10 protein-coding genes and 1 pseudogene are annotated in these 18,806 nt (G+C 71.2%); 6 read left to right on the forward strand and 5 right to left on the reverse strand.

What is annotated here, in order from left to right; all coding sequences use genetic code 11:
- Positions 1 to 2 precede the first annotated feature (2 nt).
- On the forward strand, positions 3 to 1,205 hold the full coding sequence (locus tag K7G19_RS05330; RefSeq protein WP_226106160.1) for an HlyD family secretion protein: 1,203 nt from the start codon (positions 3 to 5) through the stop codon (positions 1,203 to 1,205).
- Positions 1,206 to 1,213: 8 nt separating this feature from the next.
- Here the strand turns inward: K7G19_RS05330 and K7G19_RS05335 are convergent, their stop codons facing one another.
- Complete coding sequence (locus K7G19_RS05335; RefSeq protein ID WP_226106162.1) at positions 1,214 to 1,432, reverse strand: hypothetical protein; 219 nt, start codon at positions 1,430 to 1,432, stop codon at positions 1,214 to 1,216.
- Between the two features lie 42 nt (positions 1,433 to 1,474).
- On the opposite strand from K7G19_RS05335, the gene K7G19_RS05340 reads away from it, so the two are divergent.
- Positions 1,475 to 2,839: an efflux transporter outer membrane subunit gene (locus K7G19_RS05340; protein WP_226106164.1), complete on the forward strand. Its 1,365-nt coding sequence runs from the start codon at positions 1,475 to 1,477 to the stop codon at positions 2,837 to 2,839.
- A gap of 150 nt (positions 2,840 to 2,989) precedes the next feature.
- On the opposite strand, the gene pdeM is transcribed toward K7G19_RS05340, so the two are convergent.
- The 4 genes and pseudogenes from pdeM to K7G19_RS05360 all read right to left on the reverse strand — a co-directional run bounded on the left by pdeM (position 2,990) and on the right by K7G19_RS05360 (position 9,484).
- Entirely contained in the window at positions 2,990 to 3,646 is a 657-nt protein-coding gene (gene pdeM / locus K7G19_RS05345) for a ligase-associated DNA damage response endonuclease PdeM (protein WP_226106166.1), read from the reverse strand.
- 113 nt (positions 3,647 to 3,759) lie between these two features.
- Positions 3,760 to 6,495 (reverse strand): ligase-associated DNA damage response DEXH box helicase, encoded by a 2,736-nt coding sequence (locus K7G19_RS05350; protein ID WP_226106168.1) that lies wholly within the window; start codon positions 6,493 to 6,495, stop codon positions 3,760 to 3,762.
- A 146-nt stretch (positions 6,496 to 6,641) separates the two neighbouring features.
- Positions 6,642 to 8,315 (reverse strand): annotated as a pseudogene (locus K7G19_RS05355) (ATP-dependent DNA ligase); the annotation flags it as partial.
- On the reverse strand, positions 8,312 to 9,484 hold the full coding sequence (locus tag K7G19_RS05360) for a ligase-associated DNA damage response exonuclease (RefSeq protein WP_226106173.1): 1,173 nt from the start codon (positions 9,482 to 9,484) through the stop codon (positions 8,312 to 8,314). The gene K7G19_RS05360 and the pseudogene K7G19_RS05355, both read right to left, overlap by 4 nt.
- 325 nt (positions 9,485 to 9,809) lie before the next feature.
- Here K7G19_RS05360 and K7G19_RS05365 point away from each other — a divergent pair, with 325 nt between their 5' ends.
- From K7G19_RS05365 to treS, 4 genes are all read left to right on the forward strand, one after another.
- Positions 9,810 to 10,421, forward strand: a complete 612-nt coding sequence (locus K7G19_RS05365) for a type 1 glutamine amidotransferase domain-containing protein (protein WP_149316293.1) — start codon at positions 9,810 to 9,812, stop codon at positions 10,419 to 10,421.
- Positions 10,422 to 10,439: 18 nt separating this feature from the next.
- The gene (locus tag K7G19_RS05370; protein ID WP_149316294.1) at positions 10,440 to 11,762 is read left to right on the forward strand and encodes an anti-sigma regulatory factor; all 1,323 of its coding nucleotides are present in this window, start codon (positions 10,440 to 10,442) and stop codon (positions 11,760 to 11,762) included.
- 234 nt (positions 11,763 to 11,996) lie between these two features.
- A complete protein-coding gene (locus tag K7G19_RS05375; protein WP_226106175.1) occupies positions 11,997 to 15,380 on the forward strand; it encodes an alpha-1,4-glucan--maltose-1-phosphate maltosyltransferase in 3,384 nt (1,127 codons plus the stop codon).
- On the forward strand, positions 15,377 to 18,802 hold the full coding sequence (gene treS / locus K7G19_RS05380; RefSeq protein WP_226106176.1) for a maltose alpha-D-glucosyltransferase: 3,426 nt from the start codon (positions 15,377 to 15,379) through the stop codon (positions 18,800 to 18,802). The genes K7G19_RS05375 and treS overlap by 4 nt, the downstream gene beginning before the upstream one ends.
- Positions 18,803 to 18,806: the final 4 nt, after the last annotated feature.

Here is an 18,806-nt window from a genome sequence, read left to right on the forward strand (position 1 = left end):
CGGTGACCGACCAAACGCCGAACCGCGAACCCGGCCCCGCTGCTTCCGCGCAAACGAGCGCGCAGAAGTCCGCGCAGCCCGACTCGCCCGAGCGTCTGCAGGATCCCGTCGAGGTACCGCAGCAGGCCTCCGCCCCGCCGACCGGCTGGTCGCCGCCCAAGGGCACGCGTCGGGCCACGATCATCGTCGTCGCGATCGCGCTCGCCAGCATCCTGATCATCCTGTACGCGTGGGGACTCCCGCCCTTCACGCACGTGATCCAGAGCACCGACAACGCCTATGTGCGCGGCCAGACCACGGTGATCAGCCCGCAGGTCAGCGGCTATGTGGTCGACGTGCCGGTGCGCGACTTCCAGCAGGTCAAGGCGGGACAGGTGCTGCTGAAGATCGACGATCGCATCTATCGGCAGCGCGTCGAGCAGGCCCGCGCGAACCTGGACACGCAGATCGCCAACCTGAGCAACACCGACCAGACGCGCCGCTCGCGCGAGGCCACGGTGCTGGCGCAGCAGGCGAGCCTGGCCAACGCGCAGGCGCAACTGCTCAGGGCCCAGGCCGATATGCGGCGGGTCGACGAGCTGGTGGCCGACGGATCGGTCTCGCTGCGCGAGCGCGACCAGACCCGCGCCGCGCTGCGGCAGGCCGAGGCCGCCGTGCGCCAGGCACGCGCCGCCGCCGAGATCGCCCGCCAGGACGTGCAGGCCGTCGCGGTCAGCCGCGAGGGATTGCAGGCGGCGGTCGAAGCGGCGCGCGCGGCGTTGAAGCTCGCCGAGATCGATCTGGCCAACACGGTGCTGCGCGCCCCGCAGGACGGGCAACTGAGCCAGATCGGCGCGCGCCTGGGCCAGTACGTGACGGCCGGCACGCAGGCGATGTTCCTGGTGCCGCCGACGCTGTGGGTCATCGCCAACTACAAGGAGGCGCAGACCTCGCACATGGTGCCCGGCCAGCCGGCGAGCTTTCGCGTCGACGGGCTCGACGATGCGCGGCTGACCGGCCATGTCGAGCAGCTGGCGCCGGCGGCAGGCTCGGAGTTCGCGGTGATCCAGCCGGACAACGCTACCGGCAACTTCGTCAAGGTCGCGCAACGGATCTCGGTGCGCATCGCCATCGATCCGGACCAGCCTCTTGCGGCGCGGCTGCGGCCCGGCATGTCGGTGCGGGTCGAGGTCGATACCCGGCAGGCGGAGTCCCACGCGCGATGACGGCCGGCTCACGTATTCGGCGCTTCGACTCGCGTAGCGGTCCGCTTGTCGGTCCGCGCATCGGTCCACGTATCGGCCCGCGTATAGGCCCGCGCATTGCCCCGCGTATCGGCCCGCGCATTGGCCCGCGCATTGGCCCGCGCATTGGCCTGCGCATTGGCCCGCGCATTGCCCCGCGCATTGGCCCGCGCATTGCCCCGCGCATTGCCCCGCGCATTGGCCCGCATATTGGCCCGCGTATCCACGCCCGCATTGGCGCCGTGTTGCGCATGGCGCTGTGCGCGGTGGCGCTGCCGCTGCTGTTCGGCTGCATGGGCCCGCGGCCGGAGCCGCCGGCCGCAGCCGCGCTGACGCCGCCCCCCGCATGGCGCGTCGAACCCGGCCCGAGCGCGCCGCTCGAGCGCGACTGGTGGCGCCGCTATGGCGACCCGGTGCTGGCGCAGCTGGTCGAACGCGCACTGGCCAACAACGCCGATCTCGGCGTCGCCGCGGCGCGTGTCGCCGAAGCGCGGGCGCAGCAGCGGCTCGCGCAGGCCCAGCTGCTGCCGACGCTCGACGCCACCGCGACCGGCGGACGCTCCCGCAGCCTGAATGCGCTGGGACGGGAATCGATCTCGAATTCGTTCGAGCCGCAGTTCCAGGCCGCTTACGAGATCGATCTGTTCGGGCGCCTGGCCGACCTGTCGGCTGCCGCGCGCGCCGGCACGCGGGCCAGCGAAGCGGCCCACGACGCGGCGGTGCTGTCGGTCGCCGCGACCACGGCGCGGGCCTACCTGACGCTGCGCGCCCTCGATGCCCAGCTCGCCGTGGTACGGCAGACGCTGGCGGCGCGCGAGGACGCCTTGCGGCTGGCGCGGCGCCGTGCCGATGCGGGCTACACCTCGCAACTGGAGTTCGCGCAGGCGCGCGCCGAATACGAGTCCACCGCGCAGGCGGTGCCGCAGGCCGAGCTGGCGGTCGCACGACAGGAGAACGCCTTGCTGCTGCTGATCGGCGAATCGCCGTCGGGCGGGATCGCGCGCGGCGCCGCGCTGTCCGCACTGCGGCCGCCGCCCGTGCCCGATGGCCTGCCCGCCGACCTGCTGCGGCGCCGCCCGGATATCGCGCAGGCCGAATTCCAGCTTGCCGCGACCGATGCCAACCTGAGCGCCGCGCGCAAGGCCTTCCTGCCGCAGCTGCACCTGTCCGGTTCCGCGGGTCTGCTGTACGCCAGCGGCGTGGCCAACCCGGTCCGTATCTGGTCGCTCGGCGGCAGCATCCTGGCACCGCTGTTCGAGGGCGGCCGCATCGAGGCCGGCGCACAGGTTGCGACGGCACAGCGCGATCAGGCTGCCTTCGCGTACCGCCGCGCCGCGCTGACCGCCTTCCGCGAGGTCAACGACAATCTCGCCGCGTTGCGTCAACTCGAAGCACAGGTCCTTCATCTGGGCCAACAGCGCGAAGCGCTCGCGGCCGCGCTGCGTCACGCAACCAATCGCTATCGCGCCGGCTATTCGCCGTACCTGGAGCAGCTCGATGCGCAGCGCGGACTGCTGAGCGCGGAGCTGAACCTCATCCAGGCGCATGCGGATTGGCTCAATGCCAGCGTGGCCCTGTACCAGGCGATGGGGGGCGGCTGGACGTGGCCACGGTGAGCAGTAAGCGGTAATTGGAAGCCGTAAGCCGTAAGCCGTAAGCCGTAAGCCGTAAGCCGTAAGCTGTGAGCTGTGAGCTGTGAGCGGTACGCGGTGAGCGGTACGCAGCGAGCGGTAAAACGCCTCTGCGCGGCTCCGCGCCACGCGACACTACCGCGCCGGCACCGCCCACACGCGGCCGTCGCCGATCACATAGACGCGCCGCTGCGGCGCGCGCCTGACCGGAGCGTGGCCGGTAAAGGCACCGAACGCCGGCAGGATGCCGGCATCCGCATCGAAGACGAAGCACGGCAGGCGGACCGAATCCGAGCCCGCCCGCAAGGTATAAGCCGGATGCAGATGCCCGGCCAGTTCGTAGCCCCCGTTGGCCGCGCCCGGCAGATGGCACAGCGCGAACGGCCCGCGCCGCCACGGTTCCGAGACCACCGCGATGTCGAGCGAGGGCGGCGGATCGCCGGCGCGCGCATCGTGATTGCCGCGTACCAGCGTGCATCGCAGCCCCGGTTGCACCGCGGATTGCAGGCCGGCGCGCCAGTCGGCCAGCGCTGCCAGCACCGCCGGCGTTCGGCTCGCGCGGGCATGCAGGAAGTCGCCGAGAAAGACCAGCTCACGCGCCGGATAACGAGCCGCAAGGTCCGACAGCCGCGCGAGGTTGTCGCGCGTGGTGCCGGCCGGCACCGGCTGGCCAAGCGCGCGATAGGCCGCGGCCTTGCCGAAATGCACGTCGGCGACCAGCAGCATCGACGCGGCCGGCCACCAGACCGCGCGCTCGGGCAGCAGCCACAGCGTCTCGCCCGCGACTTCCACCCGGCGCGCGGAGGTAGATGCGGGCGAGGGCGCGGACAAGGGGGACGACGAGCGAGCGGACGAAGACGACGAAGACGACGAAGACGACGAAGAAGCAAGCGACATCGGGGGACTCACAGCGGCGGCAGCGGCTTCGAGATCTTGCGCGGGCGCCGACGGCGCGAAGACGACGAAGAAGACGAAGACGAAGACGAGGACGAGGACGAGGACGACCGCGACGACGACCCGGCATGATCGGCCATGCCGAAGCGCGCGATCTCCGCGACGCGATCTGCCGGCGGCTCTTCCACCGGCACCGACATGCCAACGCCCTCGCTGGCGCCCTCGCCCTCCGGCCCCGCGGCCCGTTCGAGCTCGGCCAGCATCCGCGCGATGCGGTCGGCGAGCTTCTCGGTGCTCAACTTCTCGCGCAGGAATTCGACGATCAGCGGAAACGACAGCGGCGTCGGCCGCTTCAGCACGCGCAGATCCAGCCGCAGCCCCGCCAGCCGGTCCAGCGTGCGCGACAGCCGCGCGGCATCCAGTTCCTGGTTCAGGACCTCGCGCTCGGCCTGGCCCAGCAGCAGGTTCCCGGGGTCGTGCTTGCGGAAGACCTCGTAGAACAGGCTCGACGAGGCCTGCAACTGGCGCGCGCTCTTGTGCGCGCCGGGATAGCCCTGGAACACCAGCCCCGACACCCGTGCGATCTCGCGAAAGCGCCGCAGCGACAGCTCGCCGGCGTTGAGGCTGGCCAGCACGTCGGCGACCAGATCGCGCTGCCGCTCCTGCGCCAGCACCAGCGGCAGCCAGTGCGCCCAGTCGAGCGGCGCGGCCGACAGCAGCTCCAGCCCGTAGTCGTTGACCGCGACCGAGATCGTGGTCGGCAATTGCGAGCCGAGCCGCCATGCCAGCAGGCTGCCCAGGCCCAGATGCACCGAGCGGCCGGCAAACGGATACAGGAACAGATGCGAGCCCTCGCGCGAGCGCAGCGTCTCGGCCAGCAGCGTGGTGCGCGTCGGCAGCGCCGACCAGCGCTGCTGCAGATCGACCAGCGGCTGGATCAGCGGCAGCTCCGGCGTCTGCGCGGGATCGAGCTTGCCGGCGGCGGCGTCCTCGAGCGTGGCGACCACCGCGTCGGCCAGTTCCGTCGACAGCGGCATGCGCCCGCCATTCCAGCGGGGTACCACGGGGCGTCCTTTGTCGGCGCGGCGGACGTAGGCGGTCATCTCCTGCACGCGCACCAGCTCCAGCAGCCGGCCGCCGAACAGGAAGCAGTCGCCCGGCGACAGCCGCGCGATAAAGCCCTCCTCGACCGTGCCGAGGGAGGCGCCGCCGCGTCCCGCGCGACTCCAGTAGCGCACCTGCATCGTCGCATCGCTGACGATGGTGCCGACGCTCATCCGATGGCGGCGGGCAAGGCGGACGTCCGGCACGCGCCAGACGCCCTGCTCGTCGGGCTGCACGCGCCGGTAGTCCGGATAGGCCGACAGGCTGCTGCCACCCTGCCGCACGAAGTCGAGGCACCACTGCCATTCGGCGTCGGTCAGCGTGCGGTAGGCATAGGCGCCGCGCACCTCGTCGAGCAGCGCGTCGGGAACGAAGCCGCCGCCCAGCGCGACCGTGACCAGATGCTGGACCAGCACGTCGAGCGGCTTGTCCGGCGACTCGCGCGCTTCGATGCGTCCGGCCATGACCGCATGGCGCGCCGCCACCGCTTCGACCAGTTCGAGGCTGTGGGTCGGCACGATGGTCACCCGCGACGGCCGGCCCGGCGCATGGCCCGAGCGACCCGCACGCTGCAGCAGCCGCGCCACGCCCTTCGGCGAGCCGACCTGCAGCACGCGCTCGACCGGCAGGAAATCGACGCCCAGGTCGAGGCTGGAGGTGCAGACCACCGCCTTCAGCGTGCCGGTCTTCAGTCCCGCCTCGACCCAATCGCGCACGTCGCGGTCGAGCGAGCCGTGATGCAGCGCCAGCTGTCCCGCCCAGTCCGGCCGCGCCTCGAGCAGCGCCAGATACCAGCGCTCGGCCTGCGAGCGGGTGTTCAGGAAGACCAGCGTGGTGCTGCTGCCATCGATCTCGCGCACCACATGCGGCAGCATCGACAGGCCCAGATGCCCCGCCCACGGAAAGCGCCCCGCCGCATCGGGCAGCAGCGTATCGACGATCAGCTGCTTGGGGATCTTGCCTCGCACCAGCTCGCGCCGCTCGGCCGGCGTGCCCGACAGCAGCACCTCGCTGGCATGGTCGAGATTGCCGAGCGTGGCCGACAAACCCCAGACCACCAGCTCGGGACACCAGCGGCGCAGCCGTGCCAGCGCCAGCTGCACCTGCACGCCGCGCTTGTTGCCGATCAGCTCGTGCCATTCGTCGACCACCACCATGCGCACGCGGCCCAGCGCTTCCTTGGCATCGGCGCGTGTCAGCAGCAGCGACAGGCTCTCCGGCGTGGTCACCAGCGCGGTCGGCAGCCGTCGTGCTTGCGCGGCGCGCTCGCTGCTGCCAGTGTCGCCGGTGCGCAGCCCGACGGTCCAGTTCAGTCCGAGATCGGCCAGCGGCGCCTGCAGGGCACGCGCGGTATCGGCGGCGAGCGCGCGCATCGGCGTCAGCCACAGCACGGTCAACGGCGGTGCAATGGAAGACTGCGCCGCCGGCTCGCCATGGCGCAGCAGCGCGCCGAGCCAGGCCGCGTAGGTCTTGCCGGTGCCGGTGGTCGCATGCACGAGGCCGCTGCGGCCGGCGGCGATCGCCTGCCACACCTGGCGCTGGAACGGAAACGGCTGCCAGCCGCGTTGCGCGAACCATTGCGGCAGCACCTGCGCCAGCGGCGCCGGGGTCGAGGCCAGCGCATCCGCCGCGCGCGCGCTCATGCGGCCTCCCCGCGCTTGCCGCGTTTGCCGCGTTTGCCGCGGTCGTCGCGCTGATTGCGCTGATCTCGCTGATCGCGTTCATCACGCTCGGCACGCTCGGCACGTTCGGCACGTTCGGCACGTTCTGCGCGTTCGCCGCGCTCTGCGGAGGGCAGCATGCCCTGCAGCGTCTGCAGCGTGTCGGCCTCCTCGATCGTCTTGTCGGTACGCCAGCGCAGCATGCGCGGAAAGCGCACCGCGATGCCGCTCTTGTGGCGGCTGCTGCGGGCGATGCCCTCGAAGCCGAGCTCGAACACCTGGGTCGGCTCGACGCTGCGCACCGGCCCGAAGGTCTCGATGGTGGTCCGCCGCACGATCGCATCGACCTGCCGCATCTCCTGGTCGGTCAGGCCCGAGTAGGCCTTGGCGAACGGCACCAGCACCCGGCCCTCGGTGCCCGGGGGCGCGCTCCATACCGCGAAGGTGAAGTCGGTGTACAGGCTGGCGCGACGGCCGTGGCCGCGCTGCGCGTAGATCAGCACCGCATCGACCGCGTACGGATCGATCTTCCATTTCCACCAGACGCCGACATCCTTGGTCCGGCCCGCGCCGTAGGCGGCATCGAGCGCCTTCAGCATGAAGCCCTCGACGCCGAGCTCGCGCGACGATTCGCGCAGCACCGCGTACCCTGGCCAGTCGTCCGCCTGCACCAGGGGACTCGCCCGCAGCGCCGGATGCCGATGCACGGCGAGCACGCTCTCGAGCGCGATGCGGCGCTCGCCCTGCGCCCGCCGGCGCCAGTCCTCGCCCTGCCATTCGAGCAGGTCGTAGGCGAGCAGCACCGCCGGCGCGTCGCGCAGCAGCTTCGCGCCCAGGTTCTTGCGGCCGATGCGCTGCTGCAGCAAGGCGAACGGCTGCACCCGCTCGTCGCGCCAGACCACGATCTCGCCGTCGATCACGGTGCCGTCCGGCAACGGCGCGGCGGCCTCGGCCAGTTCGGGGAAGCGCTCGGTGATCAGGTCCTCGCCGCGCGACCAGATCCAGGTCTGGCCATCGCGCCGCACGATCTGTGCGCGGATGCCGTCCCACTTCCATTCGACCTGCCATTGCGAGACCGGACCCAGCACCGCGTCGAACTGTTCCAGCGGCGCCTGCAGCGGATGGGCCAGAAAGAACGGATACGGCTGCCCGCCTCGGCTGCGCGGCACGTTGGTCCCATCGCCGGTGCCCTCGCCGTGCTCGCCGCCACCGTCGGGGGCGATCAGCGCCAGATAGTGCTCGGCATCGGGCCGCGCCGAGATATCGGTATAGCCGACCATCCGTTCGGCCACGCGCTTCGGATCGATGCCGGCCACCTCGCCGAGCGCGCGGGTGACCAGCAGCCGCGAAACGCCGACGCGGAAGGCGCCGGTGATCAGCTTGAACAGCACCAGCCGCGCCTGCGCGTCGAGCGGCCGCCATAGTGCATCGAGCCTGGGCAGCAGGACGTCGGGCGGCAGGCCACGCAATGGCAGCAGCCGCTGTTCGACCCACTCCGCCAGGCCCGCGTCGTCGGCATGCTCGGACTCGGGCAGCAGCAAGGCGATGGTCTCGGCCAGGTCGCCGACGGCCTGGTAGCTCTCCTCGAACAGCCAGGTCGGCAGCCGCGCCGCCTGCTCGGCCAGCGTGCGCAGCATCGCCACCGGCACCATCTGGCGGGGCTTGCCGCCGGCGAGGAAATAGACCGCCCAGGCGGCATCGGCCGGCGGCGCGGCCTGCAGGTAGGCGCGCAGCGCCGCCAGCTTCGCGTTGTTCGAGGTGGTGGCGTCGAGCGCGGCGTACAGCTCGGCGAAGGCCTTCATGATGCGTCCCGCGGGTCGATGGCGGAGGGGATGGCCGGGCCGGCCTTGTCATCGGCCGGCCCTGCCGCGGCCGCGACGGGGGCCGAGGCAGCGGCGTCGGTCTTGGCGTCGGCCTGCGCATCCGCCTCTGCCAAGGCCTCGCTGTCCGGCTCGTCGCGGTCGTGGTCTTCCTCGTCGCCGTACTGCGTCTCGAAGCCCTGCGCCTGCAGCCCGCGCTCGCACAGATAGCGCACCATCGCGTGCACATAGCCATGGGTGACGAACACGCGCTCGGCCCCGGTCGCCTCGATCGCCGCATGCAGGCCGGGCCAGTCGGCATGATCGGAGATCACGAAACCGCGATCGACGCCGCGCCGCCGGCGCGTGCCGCGAATGCGCATCCATCCGCTGGCGAAGGCCTGCGAGGCATCGCCGAAGCGGCGCAGCCACGGCGAGCGCTGCGCCGACGGCGGCGCGATCACCAGCGCCTGGCGCAGCAACGGACTGCGCGGCGGCAACTCGGAGGCATGCACCGTCGCCGGCAACGCCACGCCGGCCGCCGCATAGGCCCGGTTCAGCGCCGTCATCGCGCCATGCTCGACGATCGGCCCCGGCAGCCCCGCTTCGCCGGCCTGCGTCATCAGCCCATGCAGGATGCGCTGCGCCTTGCCGAAGGCGTAGCAGTACAGCACGCTGGCCCGCCCCTGTTCGGCATTGGCGCGCCACCACGACAGGATCTGCGCCATCAGCTCGGCCTGCGACTGCCAGCGATAGATCGGCAGGCCGAACGTGCTCTCGGTGATGAAGGTATCGCAGCGAACCGGCTCGAACGGTGCGCAGGTGCCGTCGTGCGCGAGCTTGTAGTCGCCCGATGCGACCCACACCTGGCCGCCGTATTCGAGCCGGACCTGGGCCGAGCCCAGCACGTGTCCGGCCGGATGCAGGCTGATGCGAACGCCGTTGTGCACCACGGCCTCGCCATAGTCGAGGCTGTCCAGATGGATATCGGGCAGGCGCGACAGCAGCACGCCGCGCCCCGGCGCCGCGCACAGATAGCGGCCGCTGCCGGCGCGCGCATGGTCGGAATGGGCGTGCGTGATGACGGCCCGCGCGACGGGGCGCCACGGGTCGATATGGAAGTCGCCCGGCGGGCAGTACAGGCCCTCGGGCCGCGCTACGACAAGGTCCATGGAAGGCGGACTCCGGCTGCGATGGCGTGGCCGATGGGTCCATCGGCAGGCACATCGATACAACGATGGTATGCCAGCGGCCGCCGCCGGCCCATCGGGCTTAGGCCGACGCGGCGCGGCGCCAAATTGCGGGGGCACGCTTCTTGCCGCTATGGACCGAAGTGGACACGGACGCCGCCTTCCCGCAAGACCCGCGGCGCGGCGGCGAGCGCTTTTTTTACCGCCTGCCGCAAAAGCTACAAGGTCGTGCCGGTCCGCTTCCGTATCGACGCGTTCGCATCGACGCATCGACGTAGCAACTTCCCTGTGCAACGAGGACCGCAAGATGAACCGCAATACGTCCCCCGACGCCAATCATCCCCTGACGGGCAAGCGCATCGCCTTCCTCGTCACCGACCTGTTCGAGCAGGTCGAACTGACCGGCCCGCGCCAGGCCTTGCAGCAGGCCGGCGCCGAAACCGTGATCGTCGCCCCGCACGATGGCGAGGTGCAGGGCGCCCAGCACGACAAGAAGGCCGACCGCTTCGGCGTGCAGGCGACGCTGGCCGACGCCCATCCCGACGACTTCGACGGCGTGGTGCTGCCCGGCGGCACCATGAACGCCGATGCGCTGCGCATGGACCCTGCCGCGCAGCGCTTCGTCAAGAAGATGCAGGACGACGGCAAGCCGATCGCGGTGATCTGCCATGGCCCGTGGCTGCTGGTATCCGCGGGGCTGGTCAAGGGCCGCACGCTGACCAGCTGGCCCTCGCTGGCCGACGATATCCGCAACGCGGGCGGCGAATGGGTGGACCGCGAGGTCGTGCGCGACGGCAACTGGGTCAGCAGCCGCAAGCCGGACGATATCCCCGCGTTCAACCAGGAGATCGTCGCGCTGTTCGCCGAGCTGGGCAAACGCACCGCGCAGGGCAGCGAAGCCCGCGCCGGCCAGGCCTGATCGCCCCGGCACACGGCCATGCAGACTCGTATCGCCATCAACGCGACCGGCGATCTCGCGAACGCGCATGACGCAGCCACCGAACTGGCGGTGCGCTGCGGCTTCGGCGAAATCGCCACCGAGCGGCTCGGCCGCGCGGCGGTCGCGGCGGCCACCGGCATGCTGGATCACGCCGGCGGCGGCGTGCTGCATCTGCGGCCGCTGCAGGAGGAGGTAACGGGGGCCGCCGCGCCGCAGGTCGAGATCCTGGCCGTCGACCTGCCCCGTTCCGCCAAAGCGTCCGATGTGTCCGATGTGTCCGATACCTCCGATGCGTCCGATACGCCCGATGGGTCCGATCGGCCCGATGCCCTGCGCGGCGGGGATGGCAGTCACGGACGCACCCGCGTGGCCGGCAGGCTGGCCGAGCTGTATGAACTGGTGACCGCGCTGGACCGCTACGACAGCCCCGCCGGCTCGGTGATTCGCATGACGCTGTCCCCGGCCGATCGCCCCGGCCCGGTGTCTCTGCCGGCCGTGGCGGTGGGCGTGGTGTGGGCGCCGGCCGACGGCGATGCCGCGCCGGGCGGACTCAACATCCATTCGGCACGAGGGCTGTCGACCGTGGTGCTGGGCCTGGGACGCGGCGCCGAAGCGGCGCGCCGGGTCGCCGCGCTGCAGGGCTTCGGCGCGCAGATGCAGCAGATCGACCGCGTCCGCGCCACGCTGCCCGGGGGCGGCGACATGGCGCTGGCGGCCGCCCAGATCGAAGCGCATGCGGGCCACGTGCGCGTAGCGGGCGCAGGCCGCTTCTGCGCCTGCGTGGTGGAACCCGGCACCCCGGGAGCCGATGCGGTCGATGGCGCCGCCACCGTCTCGGTACAGCCGTTGCTGCGCCACAGGGGGGCCCTCGTCGACGGCGGCGCGATGGTGCGCGGACCGCTGGCGCAGGCCCAGGCCGGCTGGCCGCCGCATGCGCTGCTGGTGCTGCATGACGACGGCCTGTCGTGGCCGTGGGCGCTGGAGACCTATCCGGGCCTGCTGGACTGCCATCCGGCCATCGTGGCCGCCGTGCTGCATCGCGATTACTGCCGTCAGCCCGGCCATGGCTGCGTGCTGGTGTGCCGCCGCAGCGCGGAATGCGCCACGCCCGCGCCTTCCCGCACCGCGCTGCCGGCCGCCGCCGCCACGCGCGCCGCGCCGGCCTTGGCCGCCGCCGATCGAGACGGAGACCGAGACGAAAGCCGGCACGCCGCGGATGGAGACGGCAGCCGCCCCGTTGCGGCCGCACTGCGCCCGGCCGGCACTACCCGCCGGCGGCGCAGTGCTCGCAATCCCGGCGCGGGACGGCCGGCCGCCTGAGCCGGATCGCGCGGCACCGCTTCGGATACTTTCTGCCAGCGCGGCACTGTAGTTTTTACAGGCCACATTTCGGTGCTTGTCATTTCGGCAAGCGGCGTTCCTGCCGCAATCGCGCGCCATGCCTTGCGGGGCAAGGCAGGCTCCGCGGGCGCGTCGGTGCTTGTCCGACGCGGCGGTATATTGGCACGCGCTTCGCATCAGTGCCCGGACTGTCCTCTTTCGGCGAGCCCATCCGTGCGCATCTGCCAGATCGATCCGAACTTTGTCCACCAGGCCAATGACGGCACCCTCGGGGCCCTGGCCCGGGCCAAGGCGCTCGGCTTCGATCATGTGCTGCTGGCAGGCGCCTCTCCACTGCATACCCCGCCCGAGACGCTGGCCGCGATGGCCGCCCACTGCCGGGCCCAAGGGCTGGGCTGCCTGCTGGAGCTGGCGCTGGACCGCTATCCCGACGGCGCGGCGCCGATCGATCCGGGCTGGCGGCACGACGGCGCGATGCCCGATCCGCGCGACACCGACAACCATCTGCCCGGGGCGCGCCTGCGCTGGCACGACGAAGGCGTTGCCGCGGCGCTGGTCTCGTGGTGGACCGAACGGCTGCAGGGATTGGCCGAGCTAGATATCGCCGGCTATGTGTGCCGCGCGCCGGCCCGCGTGGCGGGGCGGCACTGGGGCAAGCTGATCGCGGCTTTGAAGGGTGCGGGCGCAGGCGGCAAGCACGGCGAGGCGCGCCGTCCGCCGCTGATGCTGGCCTGGACGCCCGGTACCAGCCCGGCGCAACTGGCCGATCTGGCCGGCGGCGGCTCTGGCGGCGGCTCCGGTGCAGGCTTTGACGGCGCCTTCTGCTCGCTGCCGTGGTGGGACTACCGCAGCCCCTGGCTGGCCGAGGAAATCGCCCGGCTGCGTCCCTTCGGCGCGGTGCTGGCCGCGCCCGCGATGCAGGCGCGCGGCCTCGACGCGCTGGCGGCGCGGCGCGCGCTGTGGACCGCGGCAGCGCTTGGCGACGGCATCCTGGTGCCCGCCGGCTTCGAATGCGGCGGCGGCGACTGCGACGACGACCCGCCTCGCGATCAGGCCCGCGATCAAGGCCGCGGCCAAGCCGCCGAGCAATCCCGCGACCGGCACGGCGGCCGCGATGGCGACGCGGATCCTGAACTCAGCTACGACCTGTCGCACGAGCTGATCCATGCCAACGCCTGGATCGCCGCGCGCGGTCCGGCCCCGGCGCTGGCGGTGCGCCAGCTGAGCGGCGCCGATGGCGCGCTGGTCGCGCTGGCGCGGCTGCCGATGCCCGCCGCCGGCGCGCCGCTGCCACTGGCCATCGTCATCAATCCCGATTTGCAGCAGCCGGCCAGCCTCGGCGCCGACCGCATCCTCAGCGCGCTGCCGCATGGTGCGGGCACCCTGCTGGCGGCCGATGGCGGACCTGGCGGTGGCGTCGAGCCCGGCACGCTGCTCGATGCGCTGGACAACATCACGCTGGCCCCGGCAGGCGTGCAGTTGTTCCATGCCGCCCCGTCGGCGGCGCTGGCCGAGCCGGCCCGGCGCGAGGGCAAGCGCTTCGGCACCTCGGTGCGCGCCGCGCTCGAACGCAGCGTCGCCGCGGCCGTGCAGGCGCCGCGCATCGCCATCGAGAACGTCGCGCCGGCCTGCGACAACGGCCGCTTCGCGGTGCGCCGCGTAACCGGCGAGCGGGTGGAAGTCAGCGCCGATATCTGGATGGACGGCCACGACAAGCTCGCCGCCGTGGTGCTGTGGCGCGGTCCCGGCGAGGAAAGCTGGCACGAGGCGCCGATGGTGCCGACCGTCAACGACCGCTGGGTCGGCAGCTTCGCGCTGACCGCGCTGGGCCGGCACGAATTCACCGTGGAGGCGTGGCACGATGCCTTCGCCACCTGGTGCGACGAGGTCACCAAGAAGAAGCAGGCCGGCGTCGACGTGACGCTGGAAATCGAGGAAGGCGCGCGCCTGGTCGCCAATACGCTGCGGCACGGGCGGACCGGCGAGCGCGAGGCATCGCGCGCGCTGCGAGAGGTGGTAGCCGAGCTCGAGGCCGCGGCGAAGGACGACCTGCGCCGGCTCGAGATCCTGCTGTCGCCGCACACCCGCACGCTGATGCAGGCGGCCGATCCGCGCCACTTCTCCACGCGCCACCCCGTCGCGATGCCGGTCGAGGCCGACCGGCTGGCGGCGCGCTTTGCCAGCTGGTACGAACTGTTTCCGCGCTCGCAGAGCGGCGACGCCGAGCGCCACGGCACCTTCGACGACGTGATCGAACGGCTGCCGGCGATCCGCGCGATGGGCTTCGACGTGCTGTATTTCCCGCCGATCCATCCGATCGGCCGTGCCAACCGCAAGGGCCGCAACAACAGCCTGCGCGCCGCGCCCGACGATCCGGGCAGCCCGTATGCGATCGGCTCGGCCGAGGGCGGCCACGACGCGATCCACCCGCAGCTGGGCACCATCGAGGATTTCCGCCGGCTGCGCGCGGCCAGCGCCGCGGCGGGGCTGGAGCTGGCGCTCGATTTCGCGATCCAGTGTTCGCCCGACCATCCCTGGCTGCGCGAGCATCCCGAATGGTTCGCGCACCGGCCCGACGGCTCGCTGCGCTATGCGGAAAATCCGCCGAAGAAGTACGAGGACATCGTCAACGTCGACTTCTACGCCAAGGGCGGCGCCGCGCCCGCGCTGTGGATCGCGCTGCGCGACGTCGTGATGTTCTGGGTCAACGAGGGCGTGCGCATCTTCCGCGTCGACAACCCGCACACCAAGCCGCTGCCGTTCTGGGAATGGATGATCGCCAACGTGCGCGAGCGCCATCCCGACACCATCTTCCTGGCCGAGGCCTTCACGCGGCCCAAGATGATGGCGCGGCTGGCCAAGCTGGGCTTCAGCCAGTCGTACACCTACTTCACCTGGCGCAACCACAAGCGCGAGCTGATCGAGTACATGACGGAGCTGACGCGCACGCCGCTGCGCGAATACTTCCGCCCCCACTTCTTCGTCAACACGCCGGACATCAATCCCTACTTCCTGCACGACTCGGGACGGCCGGGCTTCCTGATCCGCGCCGCGCTGGCAACGCTGCTGTCCGGGCTCTGGGGCATGTACAACGGCTTCGAGCTGTGCGAGGGCACGCCGCTGGTGGTCAACGGCGTGACCAAGGAGGAGTATCTCGATTCGGAGAAGTACCAGCTGCGCGCCTGGGACTGGAACCGGCCCGGCAATATCGTTGCCGAAATCACGCGGCTGAACCAGATCCGCGCCAGCCATCCGGCGCTGCAGAACCACCTGGGCCTGCGCTTCCTGCATGCGAGCGACGATGCGGTGCTGTACTTCGCGCGTTACGTCCCCACTTCGCACGATGCGGACGCGGCCTTCGGCGACGACGTGCTGCTGGTGGCGATCAACCTGGACCCGCGCACGGTGCGCGAGGCCGATATCGAACTGCCGCTGTGGGAATGGGGCCTGCCCGATCACGGCGCGCTGGCCGCCGAGGATCTGATGCACGGCCACCGCTTCCAGTGGCAGGGCAAGCATCAGCGCATCCGGCTCGATCCGCACGCGCTGCCGTTCGCCCTGTGGCACGTCAAGCCACGACGCGAGGAGTCTGCATGAAGCGCCTCTCCGAGCGCGGCAGCACCGCGCTGCTCAACGCCGATCCGCTCTGGTACAAGGACGCGGTCATCTACCAGCTGCACCTCAAATCGTTCTACGACGCCAATGGCGACGGCGTCGGCGACTTCGCCGGGCTGCTGGCCAAGCTCGACTATCTGGTCAGCCTCGGCGTCGACACGATCTGGCTGCTGCCCTTCTATCCCTCGCCGCGACGCGACGACGGCTACGACATCGCGGACTACCGCAACGTCCATCCGGAATACGGCACGCTGGCCGAAGTGCGCCGTTTCATCGCCGCCGCGCATGCGCGGGGGCTGCGCGTGATCACCGAGCTGGTGATCAACCACACCTCCGACCAGCATCCGTGGTTCCAGCGCGCACGCCACGCCAAGCCGGGCTCGGCTGCGCGCAACTACTACGTCTGGTCCGACACCGACCAGGCCTACAGCGGCACGCGCATCATCTTCTGCGATACCGAGAAGTCGAACTGGAGCTGGGACCCGGTGGCCGGGGCGTACTTCTGGCACCGCTTCTATTCGCACCAGCCGGACCTGAACTTCGACAATCCGCTGGTGCTGCGCGACGTGCTGTCGGTGATGCGGTTCTGGCTCGACATGGGCATCGACGGGCTGCGGCTCGACGCCGTGCCGTATCTGGTCGAGCGCGAGGGCACCAGCAACGAGAACCTGCCCGAGACCCATGCGGTGATCCGCCAGATCCGCAAGCATCTGGACGACCACTACCAGGGCAGGCTGCTGCTGGCCGAGGCCAATATGTGGCCCGAGGACGCGCAGCAGTACTTCGGCGGCACGCCCGCCACAGGCGAGCGGCCCGCGCACGGCGACGAATGCCACATGGCGTTCCACTTCCCGCTGATGCCGCGCATGTACATGGCGATCGCACGGGAAGACCGCTTCCCGATCACCGACATCATCCGCCAGACGCCGGAAATTCCGCCGAACTGCCAGTGGGCGATCTTCCTGCGCAACCATGACGAGCTGACGCTGGAGATGGTGACCAGCAGCGAGCGCGACTATCTGTGGGAGGTCTATGCCTCGGACCGCCGCGCCCGCATCAACCTGGGCATCCGCCGCCGGCTGGCGCCGCTGATGGAGCGCGACCGCCGCCGCATCGAGCTGATGAACAGCCTGCTGTTCTCGATGCCCGGCACGCCGGTGATCTACTACGGCGACGAGATCGGCATGGGCGACAACATCCATCTGGGCGACCGCGACGGCGTGCGCACGCCGATGCAGTGGTCGCCCGACCGCAACGGCGGCTTTTCGCATGCCGATCCGGAAAGGCTGGTGCTGCCGCCGCTGCAGGGCCCGCTGTACGGCTACGAGGCGGTCAATGTCGAGGCGCAGTCGCGCGATACCCATTCGCTGCTGAACTGGATGCGCCGCATGCTGGCGCTGCGGCGCCAGCACCGCGCCTTCGGCCGCGGCAGCTTCCGCTTCCTGTTCCCCGGCAACCGGAAAATCCTCGCCTATCTGCGCGAATACGAGGGTGAGCACATTCTTTGCGTGGCCAATCTGTCGCGCGCGCCGCAGGCGGTCGAACTGGACCTGTCCGAGTTCGAGGGCCGGGTGCCGGTCGAGATGCTCGGCGCGACCCCGTTCCCGGCAATCGGCCAGTTGACCTATCTGCTGACGCTGCCGCCCTATGGCTTCTACTGGTTCGTGCTATCCACCGAGGCGCAGCCGCCGTCCTGGCACGTCGACGCTCCGCAGCAGATGCCCGAGCTGATCACGCTGATCATGCAAAACACCGCGCAAGCCGACTTGACCGAAGCGTCGCGTCGCATCCTGTCCAACGAGGTGCTGCCGGACTACATCGCGCGGCGCCGCTGGTTCGGCGCCAAGAGCGAGAAGATCCAGGGCGTCACGATCGCCTACGCGGTACCGTTCGGCGCCGCCGCGCCCGGCGAGGCGATGTATCTGTCCGAGGTCGAGGTCGCACTGCAGGGACGAAGCGAGTGCTATCAACTGCCCGTCAGCGTGCTGTGGGACCACGACGCGCCCGGCGCCAGCGTCCCCCAACTGGCGCACGGTCTGGCGATGGCGCGCGTGCGCCGCGGCAGCCGCGTCGGGCTGGCCACTGACGGCTTCGTGGTCGAGCGCTTCGCGCGGGAGGTCGTCAAGGCCCTGCGCGCCGGCACCGAGATCGCCACGCCGCGCGGGCAGATCCACTTCCGCGGCGGACCGGGACTGGCGGCGCTGGCGCTGGAGGACGATCCGATCCAGTGGATGTCCGCCGAGCAATCGAACAGCTCGCTGTCGTTCAACAACTCGGCGGTGCTCAAGCTGGTGCGGCGCGTCTCCGGCGGCATCCATCCGGAAGGCGAGATGACGCGCTACCTGACCGAACAGGGCTACGCCAATGCGGCCGCACTGCTCGGCGAAGTGGTGCGCACCGGCGCGGACGGCACTCCACACACGCTGATGCTGCTGCAGGGCTACATCCTGAACCAGGGCGACGGCTGGAACTGGACGCTCGACTACATCGGCCGCGCCATCGACGACGCGCTGCCGATGGAGAACGAGAACGGCGACGACGAGTTCACCGAGGCGATGCACGGCTTTGCCGCCATGGCGGCGACGCTGGGCCGGCGCCTGGCCGAGCTGCACGCGGTGCTGGCGCGGCCGAGCGAGGACGAGGCCTTCACGCCCGTGCCGGCCGGCGACGCGCAGGTGCGCGAGTGGACCGATGACGCGATGGCCGCGCTGGACACCGCGCTGCAGCTGATGAGCGCCGGCGCCGGCCAGCCGCCGCAGGGCGCGATCGGCGAGCGCTACCGCGCGGACGTGCAGGCGGTGCTCGACAGCCGCGAGCGGCTGCCCGAGCTGGTCGCCTCGCTCGCCGCGGCGGCGCCGGGCAGCCTGCAGACGCGCATTCACGGCGACCTGCATCTGGGCCAGGTGCTGATCGCGCAGAACGACACCTACATCATCGACTTCGAGGGCGAACCCGGCCTGCCGCTGGCCTACCGGCGCCGCAAGACCTCGCCGCTGCGCGATGTCGCGGGCATCCTGCGCTCGTTCGACTATGCCGCGGCCACGGTCGGCACCGATCGCAGCGAGCGCACCCATTCGGCGCTGCCACCGGCGCAGGCCGAGCGGCGCGAAGGCCTGCTGGAGCGCTTCCGCCAGACCGCGACCGACGCCTTCCTCGGCGGCTACCGCGAGGTGGCCGACACCGCGCTGCACCCGTGGGCCAGCGCGGCACAGCTGCAGCCGCTGCTCGACCTGTTCCTGCTCGAGCGCGCCGCCTACGAGGTCAAGTACGAGGCCGACAACCGGGTGACCTGGATCGACCTGCCGGTGCACGGCCTCGCTCGGCTGATCCGCACGCTGACGGGCATGCCCGGCGGCACCGCCGCGGCACCGCCGGCCTCGCCGCCCCCCGCCCCACACGTCTGAGACG

Source organism: Cupriavidus sp. DB3, assembly GCF_020418465.1.
Lineage (GTDB): Bacteria > Pseudomonadota > Gammaproteobacteria > Burkholderiales > Burkholderiaceae > Cupriavidus > Cupriavidus cauae.